Here is a 7,038-nt window from a genome sequence, read left to right as displayed (position 1 = left end):
ACGGCGCCCGTGAAGGCTCCCTTCACATGGCCGAAGAGCTCGCTCTCGATGAGGCCCTCCGGGATGGCGGCGCAATTGACCGCGACGAAGGGCTTCGCCTTGCGCGGGCTGTTGAAGTGAATGGCGCGCGCCGCGACTTCCTTGCCGGTGCCGGGCTCGCCATGCACGAGGATCGCCGATTCGGTGGGCGCGAGTTGCTCGATGGCGTCGTAGACGTGCTGGATCGCGCTGCTGCGTCCAAGCATCGGGCCGAAGCGGCCGAGCAGGCGAAGGCTTTCGCGCAGCGTGCGGACTTCCTCGGTCAGCTCGTACGGCCGCGGAATCCGCGCCAGCAGGCTGCGCAGACGCGGAATGTTGACGGGCTTGAGCAGATAGTCCCAGATGCCGTGGCGCAGGCCTTCGATCGCGCTTTCGACAGTCGCATTGCCGGTCATCACGATCACGGGCAGCGCGCCGCCTGGCGGTTGGGCGGGCAGGTGAGGCAGCAGTTCGAGGCCGCTGCCGTCGGGCAGATTCAGGTCGACGAGCACGACATCGGGGATGAAACGTCCGAGTGCGGCGCGCGCGTCGGCCAGCGTGGCGGCGGTATCGACGGAAAAACCATCGGCGGCCAGGATGGCGGAAAGACCTGACAGGCTATTAGGATCGTCTTCGACAATCAGGGCGTGTGGCATGGCGGAATCGGCTTACCGATGTGCAAGGAGCGGGGCGAAAAGCAGGGCGCAAAGCGGCCGGACCGACGCGACCGTGCACGCCGTGTCGCCACACAGGGCGGCGGGCGCGACGTAGCGGCGCGACAGGGCGCACGATACGAACGATGCGGAATTAGTCACCGAGACTACCTGCGTGTCTCGAATCAGATTGTTCAGTTCCGGTCCTCCCCAGATTGACGCGTGGCAGGCGGCGCTGGCTGCGGCGTGGTCATGACGCGTCAAATCCCGCGTCGAACGCCCGCACACCAGTCGCGCCGTACTTCCGCGCAGACCCGGGACGCCGCGCGATTGCGGCGTTCGGGCCGTACTACCCCCATGCTGCTGTTAGTCCGTCGGCAACCGGCATAAAGCGCGGTCGCCGCGGACTGACTTGGTAACCTCTGTTCGCCGGCTCAATCCAATCGCTTAGTCGTCAATCGGACGATGCGCATCGAACCAGCGCTTCACTTCCCGTTCCGCTTCGTCACGCGTCTTGCCGTAACGCTCCTGGATCAGCCCTGCGAGACGATCGAGATGGCCTTCGGCCTTGGTGAGCTCGTCGTCCGTCAACTCGCCCCATGCAGCCTTGGCCTTGCCGATCATCTGTTTCCACTTGCCTGCCGCGATGTCATTGTTCATATGGCTCTCCTGGTTTCGGTGGAAGGGCGCTCGCGCGCTATCTCAAAACGAAATCAGCAGGAACCATGCCATGAGCACCTGGCCTTGCCGCTGGAACGTACAGGGATTTTAAGCGACTGCTAAACCGGTAAGCTTTTCCCATGCAGTCACAAACATACACGCTCGGGAAAAAAAGAAAAAGCGCCCAAAGGGGCGCTTTCACGATTGCATCCGCCACGCATGGAAAATTGCATTGCGGCTGCTTTCGCGCTGCCGCGCGGCGCCCAGGGCGCCGCACTCGGGCTTATGCGCGGCTGCGGTACTCGTTCGTACGCGTGTCGATTTCGATCTTGTCGCCGATGTTGCAGAACAGCGGCACTTGCAGTTCGAAGCCGGTGTTCAGCTTGGCGGTCTTCAGGACCTTGCCCGACGACGTGTCGCCCTTGACAGCCGGTTCCGTGTACGTGATTTCGCGCACGAGGACCGTCGGCAGTTCGACCGAGATGGCCTTCTCGTTGTAGAACACGACTTCGCAAGCCATGCCGTCTTCGAGGTAGTTGAGGGCGTCGCCCATCATCTCGCCTTCGACTTCGTACTGGTTGTAGTCGGCGTCCATGAACACGTACATCGGGTCAGCGAAGTACGAGTAGGTCACTTCCTTGCGTTCCAGCACCACGACGTCGAACTTGTCGTCGGCCTTGTACACGGTTTCCATGCCTGCGCCGGTCAGCAGGTTCTTGAACTTCATCTTCACGACAGCCGAGTTACGACCCGACTTGTTGTACTCGGCCTTCTGCACGACCATGGCGTCGTTGCCGATCATGACGACGTTGCCGACGCGGAGTTCCTGTGCGGTCTTCATAAAAAACTGTCCTGTCCAGATTACAGATTAAATAGCTTCAAGTGTGCGCGACGGCAAACGTCGCAAGCGGTTCGCTTCGCCGGTTCCGCTCGCCTTTTTCATCGATTTTTCAACCGATTGCGGGCCGGAACGGCATTCAAGGCAGACTCTGATGCAATCGAAGCGCTTGAGACCGCTTGAGACGGCTGCCGTCGGGTAACCGCTTATTTTAACTGACTTTTTGCGAATTCGGCTAGATTTCCGCCGAGATCGCCGACCTGTGCGAGTTCCTGTGCCCACGCCTGCGCGCGCGCCTTGTAGGCGGGCAAATGGCGGGCAAATTCGCTCCAGTTCGCGCGGGCGTCGGATGCTTTTGCAGGGTGCGCGCCGTTGCCGTTCCAGGCGTGCCAGAACTGTTCGAGCGCGCGCCGGGGCGCTTCGCCGAGCGTGCTGGCGTAATGCTCGAGCGCCGCGTCGAGTTTGGGCAGATGGGCGTCGTCGCCCTGCGGGTAGATGTGCCAGACGAACGGGCGCGCCGCCCATTGCGCCCGCACGAACGAATCTTCGCCGCGCACGAAATTGAGGTCGCTGGCCCACAGCAGCGCGTCGTAGCCGCGTTGCTCCGTGAAGGCGAGGCCGTGCGCGGTCAGCGCGCCGCGCTCGGCGCGCATGCCCGCGCCGAACGACTCGACGCCGAAAAAGCGCGCCAGCGCCCCGGAGATGCGGCCTTGCGGCACCAGCAGGACGACGGGCGTCGGGCTGTCGCGCCATTGTTCGAGCAGCGCGTCCACGGCGGGATTTTCGTAGGCGAACAGCGAGATCACGGTGGCCTCGGGCCCCGGCGGCGGGCCGCCCGTCACGCTTTGCCACCACGCCTCGCGTGCCTCGTGCGACGCTTCGAATGCCGTGCGCGCCGCATCCAGATCGCGTTCCTTCAACACGCCGCCCGTACCCTTGCCGAGACCCGGGAAAAAGAAGTGCTTGAGCAGCGGATAACGCGAGTGCGGCGAAGGGCGCAGATGGAAGTCGGCCACCCAGTCCTCGGCGCTCAGATATTCGAGGTTGAACCAGACCGGCTTGCGCCCGCGCTGCGCCATCGCGGCCACATAAACCGGCGGCAATTCGCAGGCGAAGGCCTCGATCACTACATCGGCGATCTGCAGGGTCTCGCCTGCGTGCGTGGGCTCGTGCCAGTGTTCGACGACCACGCCTTCGACGGTCTGCGTCGCGCGCTGCGGATCGAGTGTGGGGTACAGCCGCTGGAAGGACGCTAGATCGTCGACGAAAAGGCGCACTTCCCAGTCGTGCTCGTGCGCGAGCTGGCGCGCGAGTCGCCAGCACACGCCGATGTCGCCGAAATTGTCGATCACGGCGCAGAAGAGATCGCAGGCAATGCGCGTCGAGGACGGGCCGGCTTGCGGGGGCGCCGGTTCGTGCGCGGGTGCGTCGGCGGGGCGGCTTGAGGCGTGGGGCATAGTGGCGGGCGGACGCGATAAGCGAGGGGCGGGGCCGGCGGCGCCGACGGCAGGATCGCACGCGCGCCTGCCAGCAAGGCGGCCAGGCGGCGGGCGAGCGGGTTCGGGGCCGCGCGGAATGATCTAAACTTGCGATTCTAGGACACCCGCATGACGGCGTCGCGTACGCGGCACGGCTTGCCGCAAACCCAACGCCCCCACACTGGATGACCGCTTCGACCGACCCCGACGTTTTCGACCCGAAAGAGGTGCTGGCGCAATTGCCGCATCTGCCAGGCGTCTATCGCTACTACGACGCGCAGAATGCGGTGCTCTATGTAGGCAAGGCGCGCGACCTGAAGAAGCGGGTTTCGAGCTACTTCACCAAGACGCAGCTTTCACCGCGCATCGCCATGATGGTCACGCGCATCGCGCGCATCGAGACCACGGTCACGCGCTCGGAAGCCGAGGCGCTGCTGCTCGAAAACAACCTCATCAAGGCGCTCGCGCCGCGCTACAACATCCTGTTTCGCGACGACAAGTCCTATCCGTTCCTCAAACTGACGGGCCACAAGTTTCCGCGCATGGCGTATTACCGTGGCGCGGTCGATCGCAACAACCAGTACTTCGGCCCGTTCCCGAGCGCTTACGCCGTGCGCGAAAGCATTCAGATCCTGCAGCGCGTGTTCCAGTTGCGCACCTGTGAGGATTCGGTGTTCAACAACCGCACGCGGCCCTGTCTGCTGCACCAGATCGCGCGCTGCACGGCGCCGTGCGTGGGCGCGATCAGCCAGGAGGATTACGCGCGCGATGTGAGCAATGCGTCGCGTTTCCTGCTTGGGCGTCAGGGCGAGGTGATGAAGGAACTGGAGACGAAGATGCACGCCTTCGCCGCCGAGCTGAAGTTCGAGCAGGCCGCGGCGGTGCGCAACCAGATGAGTTCGCTGTCCACCGTGCTGCATCAGCAGGCAATCGAGACCGGCAGCGAGAGCGATGTCGATATCCTCGCGGTGGTGGCGCTGGGCGGGCGCGTCTGCGTGAATCTCGCGATGGTGCGCGGCGGGCGGCATCTGGGCGACAAGGCTTATTTCCCGGCGCATGTCGAGCGCGCCTTGACGGACGACGAAGGCGGCGTGGCCGAAGAGATCGCCGACGAGACGGTGGTCGCGGCGGCGGCGCTCAAGTCGCTGCCGTCGCTTGCGCGCAAGGCGCTGGTGGCGAGCGCCGCAGCCCACGCGCAGCAGGCCGATGAGGCTGATGAGGCCGACGAAGCGGAAGTGCCCGATCCGCTCGCCATCGCCGCGGATCTGGACGATGAAGCGGACGAGGAAGGTGACACGCCCGAAACGCCCGACGTCCAGGAGGCAGAAAAAGCGGCAGCTGCGCCAAAGCCTTCGACGCGCCGCGCGCGCGCGGGCGGCATCGAACCGGAAGTGCTCGACGCGTTCATCGCGCAGCATTACTTCGGCAATCGCGTGCCGCCGGTGTTGGTGGTGAGCCACCCGCCGGCGAACCGCGAACTCGTCGATGTGCTCTCGGAGCAGGCCGGCCACAAGGTCGCGGTGCTGCGCCAGCCGCAGGGGCAAAAGCGCGCATGGCTCGCGATGGCCGAGCAGAACGCGCGGCTCGCGCTGGCACGGCTGCTGTCGGAGCAAGGCTCGCAACAGGCGCGCACGCGCACGCTTGCACAACTGCTCGGACTTGAACTCGACGACCTCGCGCATCTGCGTATCGAGTGTTTCGACATCAGTCACACGATGGGCGAGGCGACCCAGGCGTCGTGCGTGGTCTATCACCACCACAAGATGCAGTCGAGCGAATACCGGCGCTACAACATCACTGGCATCACCGGCGGCGACGATTACGCAGCCATGCGCCAGGTACTCACGCGCCGCTACGAGAAGATGGTTGCGCAGTCGGCGCGCAACCAGAACGACGAGGCGCAGACACTGCAGACCGAAAATGCCGATCCGGCCGATCTAGGCGCTTCTCCCGACGGCGCCGAACCGGTTGCGGCGGGCGGCACGCTGCCCAACATCGTGCTGATCGACGGCGGCAAAGGGCAGGTCGAGATCGCGCGTCAGGTGTTCGACGAACTTGGACTCGACCCTGCGATGCTGGTGGGCGTGGCGAAAGGCGAGGGGCGCAAGGTTGGCCTCGAAACGCTCGTGTTCGCCGATGGCCGCGCGCCGCTCGAACTCGGCAAGGAGAGCGCGGCGCTGATGCTGGTCGCGCAGATCCGCGATGAAGCGCACCGCTTCGCGATCACGGGCATGCGCGCCAAGCGCGGCAAAACGCGACAGACCTCGCGGCTCGAAGAACTCGAAGGCGTGGGCGCGAAGCGGCGCCAACGCTTGCTCGCGCGCTTCGGCGGCCTGCGCGGCGTGATGGCCGCGAGCGTCGAGGATCTGGCGAGCGTCGAAGGCATTTCACGCGCGCTCGCCGAACAGATTTACCAGCAACTGCATTGATCCAGCTTTTGCTCCGTTTTTGATCCGCTTGCATCCCGCGCCTGCCCGCTGACGTTTGCCGCCTTGCGTTTGCGCCTTACGTTTGCTTGTGGCAGGTGCAGCGAAGCGGCACAATTGCATCTCCCATAATTGCAATCTCCCCTGACAGACTGCGCCACCCGATGCCGTTCAATATCCCGATTCTCCTGACGTGGCTGCGGATCGTGCTGATTCCGCTCGTGGTTGGCGTGTTTTATCTGCCGCAGACAATGCTGAGCCCGATGGACCAGAACACCTCGGCGATGCTGATCTTCGTGCTGGCAGCGCTCACCGACTGGTTCGACGGCTTTCTCGCGCGCAAATGGAACCAGACCTCGTCGTTCGGCGCGTTTCTCGATCCCGTCGCCGACAAGCTCATGGTCACCGCCGCGTTGCTCGTGCTCGTGCACCTGCAGCGCCTCGACGCCGTGATCGCGCTGGTGATCGTCGGTCGCGAGATCACGATCTCGGCGCTGCGTGAATGGATGGCGCAGATCGGCGCCTCGAAGAGCGTGGCGGTGAACCAGCTCGGCAAGTTCAAGACGGCCTGCCAGATGGTGGCGATTCCGATGCTGCTGTTCTACGCGCCGCTGACGGTCGGCGGGACGACGCTGTTCGATTCGCGCGTGTGGGGTACGTGGCTCATCTATGTGGCGGCGGTGCTGACGATCTGGTCGATGCTCTACTACATGAAGCTCGCGTGGCCGCAGATTCGCGAGCGGGGCAGCCTGTAAGCGCCTATAAGCGGGCGCTGGGCGGGCCTCCCGGCCCGTTGCACCGGAGTTCTGCCAGGCCCTCGCGAATCTTTTTTCAAAAAGTTCGCACGAAGGGGTTGACACGATTCAGCGGCTTATACATAATCTCACTTCTCCGCTGCACGACAAGCAGCAAACGAAGCAGATGCGGTGGAGATAGCCGAAGATAAGTGGCAAATCAACGGTGAA

At 64.2% G+C, this 7,038-nt stretch carries 6 protein-coding genes; 2 read left to right on the top strand and 4 right to left on the bottom strand.

Going from position 1 to position 7,038, the window contains the following annotated elements; genetic code table 11:
• The 4 genes from VG320_RS11415 to earP form a co-directional block, all read right to left on the bottom strand.
• Positions 1 to 674, bottom strand: a 674-nt coding sequence (locus VG320_RS11415; RefSeq protein ID WP_327200214.1) for a sigma-54-dependent transcriptional regulator, incomplete at its 3' end; no start/stop codon positions are given.
• Positions 675 to 1,118: 444 nt separating this feature from the next.
• Positions 1,119 to 1,331 (bottom strand): CsbD family protein, encoded by a 213-nt coding sequence (locus tag VG320_RS11410; protein ID WP_327200213.1) that lies wholly within the window; start codon positions 1,329 to 1,331, stop codon positions 1,119 to 1,121.
• A 283-nt stretch (positions 1,332 to 1,614) separates the two neighbouring features.
• Positions 1,615 to 2,172 carry an elongation factor P gene (gene efp, locus VG320_RS11405; RefSeq protein WP_183721019.1) on the bottom strand — a complete coding sequence of 186 codons (558 nt, stop codon included), beginning with the start codon at positions 2,170 to 2,172 and terminating at the stop codon, positions 1,615 to 1,617.
• Between the two features lie 203 nt (positions 2,173 to 2,375).
• On the bottom strand, positions 2,376 to 3,626 hold the full coding sequence (earP, locus tag VG320_RS11400; protein ID WP_327200212.1) for an elongation factor P maturation arginine rhamnosyltransferase EarP: 1,251 nt from the start codon (positions 3,624 to 3,626) through the stop codon (positions 2,376 to 2,378).
• A gap of 206 nt (positions 3,627 to 3,832) precedes the next feature.
• On the opposite strand from earP, the gene uvrC reads away from it, so the two are divergent.
• Positions 3,833 to 6,076 carry an excinuclease ABC subunit UvrC gene (uvrC, locus tag VG320_RS11395; RefSeq protein WP_327200211.1) on the top strand — a complete coding sequence of 748 codons (2,244 nt, stop codon included), beginning with the start codon at positions 3,833 to 3,835 and terminating at the stop codon, positions 6,074 to 6,076.
• Positions 6,077 to 6,237: 161 nt separating this feature from the next.
• Positions 6,238 to 6,828, top strand: coding sequence for a CDP-diacylglycerol--glycerol-3-phosphate 3-phosphatidyltransferase (gene pgsA, locus VG320_RS11390; RefSeq protein WP_327200210.1), 591 nt, complete (start codon positions 6,238 to 6,240; stop codon positions 6,826 to 6,828).
• The last annotated feature ends 210 nt before the right edge of the window (positions 6,829 to 7,038 follow it).

Source organism: Paraburkholderia sp. (assembly GCF_035948235.1).
GTDB lineage: Bacteria > Pseudomonadota > Gammaproteobacteria > Burkholderiales > Burkholderiaceae > Paraburkholderia.
Note: the sequence above shows the minus strand (reverse complement) of the source record. Positions and strands in the feature narration are given on the sequence as shown.

Excerpts from the sequence above, each read along its gene's own strand:
- VG320_RS11410 (WP_327200213.1), bottom strand. The coding sequence starts at position 1,331 with ATGAACAATGACATCGCGGCAGGCAAGTGGAAACAGATGATCGGCAAG.
- efp (WP_183721019.1), bottom strand. The coding sequence starts at position 2,172 with ATGAAGACCGCACAGGAACTCCGCGTCGGCAACGTCGTCATGATCGGC.
- earP (WP_327200212.1), bottom strand. The coding sequence starts at position 3,626 with ATGCCCCACGCCTCAAGCCGCCCCGCCGACGCACCCGCGCACGAACCG.
- uvrC (WP_327200211.1), top strand. The coding sequence starts at position 3,833 with ATGACCGCTTCGACCGACCCCGACGTTTTCGACCCGAAAGAGGTGCTG.
- pgsA (WP_327200210.1), top strand. The coding sequence starts at position 6,238 with ATGCCGTTCAATATCCCGATTCTCCTGACGTGGCTGCGGATCGTGCTG.